Source organism: Roseibium sp. RKSG952 (genome assembly GCF_009711355.1).
Map to the genome: position 1 here is coordinate 1 of NZ_SMMF01000650.1, position 3,140 is coordinate 3,140.

General features: G+C 58.2%; 1 protein-coding gene. It reads left to right on the forward strand.

Annotated elements, in window-relative coordinates; translation table 11 throughout:
- Positions 1-177 precede the first annotated feature (177 nt).
- Complete coding sequence (locus E1297_RS51200) at positions 178-3,114, forward strand: calcium-binding protein (RefSeq protein ID WP_155133844.1); 2,937 nt, start codon at positions 178-180, stop codon at positions 3,112-3,114.
- Positions 3,115-3,140 lie beyond the last annotated feature (26 nt).

Consider the following 3,140-nt stretch of genomic DNA (forward strand, 5'->3'; position numbering starts at 1 on the left):
GAACTGTCAGGGGATTACTAAAGCAGGACAAAAAGGGTTCTCCGTACGTTTGAAAACATCACAGAAGAATGGCTACGCCTGAGTTGGGTTGAAAATGGTGAAGAAAAGGAACTGGTTGCCACTCCAAGCCATCAGTTCTTGAGCGCTTATGGTGATTTTAGAAAGATAGAACAACTGGTGGCCGGCGGTACCGGCACCGTGATTTTAGCAGATGGTTCCGAGGCGGAGGTGACCGCGGAGAGGATCGTTTATTCCGCGAAAACGGCCGACATGTTCGAGCAGGCTGAAGGGTATGTTCTGCCAGAAAACGGCAACTTGGCGCTGAAGCCGATCTACAAAAAGGGCTGGAAGACCTATAATTTCGAGGTCGAGGATTTTCACACTTATGTCGCAGGCGGGGTCAGGGTCCACAATGACTCTTGGACCGATGGAAGAGGTTATGAGTTTGGGGCCCATACCGATGGGCTGGGGCAGGTTTGGACATCCAGTTATGGTTCAGGCACCTCTGCTGCACTCGATGGTAGATCAATCTCCGTAGATCAAAATGCGCGAAACGCCTACGAAGTTAGTCTCGCAATATCAAGTGTTGGCTATGCGAACAGTGCGGCTGGCAAGGCTGAATCCGCCGCCTACGGCGCAGGAAGAGCTGGAAACAACTATGCTGATGCATATGCCGCGGGTTTCAATGAGCACATAGCTCACGGAGGCGATAACGTCAGTGCCCATGGTGTGCGAATGGGCGATCGTGCTGCCCGAAAAGGCGCCGACGCCGCAACCGGGCGAGACAGCGGCAAAGATTCAGGCAAACCGCTGATCCTTGACCTCGACGGCGACGGCATTGAAATCACCCCGATGGACCGGTCGTTTACCGAGTTCGACTTCGACGATGACGGCTTTCTGGAGCGCACCGCCTGGGTCGGATCCGATGACGGCCTGCTGTTCTGGGATGAGCAAGGTAACGGACAGCTGCACCGGGCCGCTCAAATCGCGTTTTCCAACCTGACCTCCGATGAAACCGACAGTGATCTGGAAGCCTTGCGGGCGCATTTCGACGAGGCCAATGGTGGCAATGGTGACGGGGTGTTCGACCATCGCGATGCCGCCTGGTCGGAGTTCCGGATCTGGCAGGACCGGGACAGCGACGGCGTGGTCGATGCGGGCGAGCTGAAAACGTTCAGCGATTACGACATCAGCTCGATCAAGCTGACCCGCACCAACGAAACCACCGTTGTTCTGGACGATAATACCGCAATCCACGGCTTTACCGAGGCCACAAAGGGCGACGGCTCGACAATCAGTGTTGGTGACGTGTCGCTCGGCTATTCCAAGCTCGGCGTCCGCCGGTCGACCGACCAAAACGGCAATGCGGTCGTCACCTATGAGGGCGCGGACGGCGCAGCGGACGGGTCGACCATGCGCAAGGTGATCGCTGCAAGTGCGGGCACGGCCGGGTTTGATCTCGGCACCGACAGCCGGGCGGGCGACGGCAGCTTCACCACCTCCGGCTGGTCGTCGGCAATCGGCAATGATTTTTCCAACAGGATCGAGGCATCCAACAAGCTGGAAGACGTGCTTCTGGAGGGTGCCGGCGGCAATGACTGGCTGACCGGCGGGGCCGGACACGACATCCTGATCGGCGGCAGCGGTGCGGATACTCTGCTCGGGCGCGGCGGCAACGATACGCTGGTGGCGGATTCCCAGGATCTTGCCTCCGGAATGGTTTCGGGCGGCGAAGGCTATGACACGTTGACCATCGACAGCACGTCCGGCGTGAATGTGTCGCTTGACGCGCATCAGGTGGAAGCGGCGATCGGCGGCTCGGGCAATGACCGGCTGACCGGCAGCAACAACGATCTGAAGGTCTGGAGCGAGATCGCGACGCTCAACGCCAATGGCACGTTTTCGGCCGGGTGGGTCGAGATCGGCTATTATCTCAATGGCGCGGACGGCAATGACACGCTGACAGGGGCGGCCAATGCCGACCAGCTGATCGGTGGCGCGGGCAATGATACACTGACAGGCAATGGTGGCGACGACACGCTTTCGGGCGGCACCGGCTCCGATACGCTGAAGGGCGGCTCCGGCAACGACGTCTATCTCTACAATCGCGGCGACGGCAACGAGACCATTGAGGACAGCGGCTCGACCACCGATGACAATGGCAATGGCGGCGACACGCTGGCGCTCGGCGCCGGGATCACGCTTGCCGACCTGAACATCCGGTTGAGCGGCAATGACCTGCTGATCAGTTTCTTCGAGGAAAGCGACGCGGACAAGGATCTTGCCGCAGAACTCGGCCTGCCGGACCTGACCGGCTCGATCCGGGTGAAAAACTGGGCAGCGTCGGACAGCAACAAGATCGAGTATCTGTCGCTTGCGGACGGGACGGTGATCGAGCTCAAGGACATGAGCTTCACCATGTTGGGAAGCGGATCGGATACGCGGACCCTCGGGACTGGCCGCGATCTGGTGCAGGGCCGTGAGGGCAATGATGTCATCAACACCAAGGACGGTGACGACATCGTGTTCGGCGGTGAAGGTGACGACAACATCCGTGTTTATGGCGGACATGACCGGGTCTATGGCGGCGCGGGCAAGGACACCGTTTCCGGCTGGTCTGGCGATGACTATATCGACGGCGGCGACGGCAATGATGTCATCTATGGCGATGACGGATCGCTTGTGGGCAATGACCAGCTGATTGGCGGTGAAGGCAATGACAAGATTTATGGCCAGAAAGGCAACGATCTCCTGATTGGAGGGACCGGCAACGATACTATCGATGGCGGGTCCGACGACGACACCTTCGTCTACAATCGTGGTGACGGCAATGACACTTACACGGAAAAGCAAGGGAACGACACGCTTGCCTTCGGTGCCGGGATTGAACTGGAAGACCTGAAATTCTCGATCTCCAGTAAGAAGCTAGTCATCAGTTTTCATTCTGAGACTTCGGAAGAGGCGGAAGCGGCCGGACTGGAACCGCTCACAGGCCAGATCACGATCGAGGGTTGGAACATTTACAGCGACGAGGATGATGACAACCGGATTGAACAAATCAGCTTCAACAACGGTGACACGATCTGGCTGGGCCACCTGAATTACTTCAAGTGACGACATCATCGTTGGCTCGTCCGAAA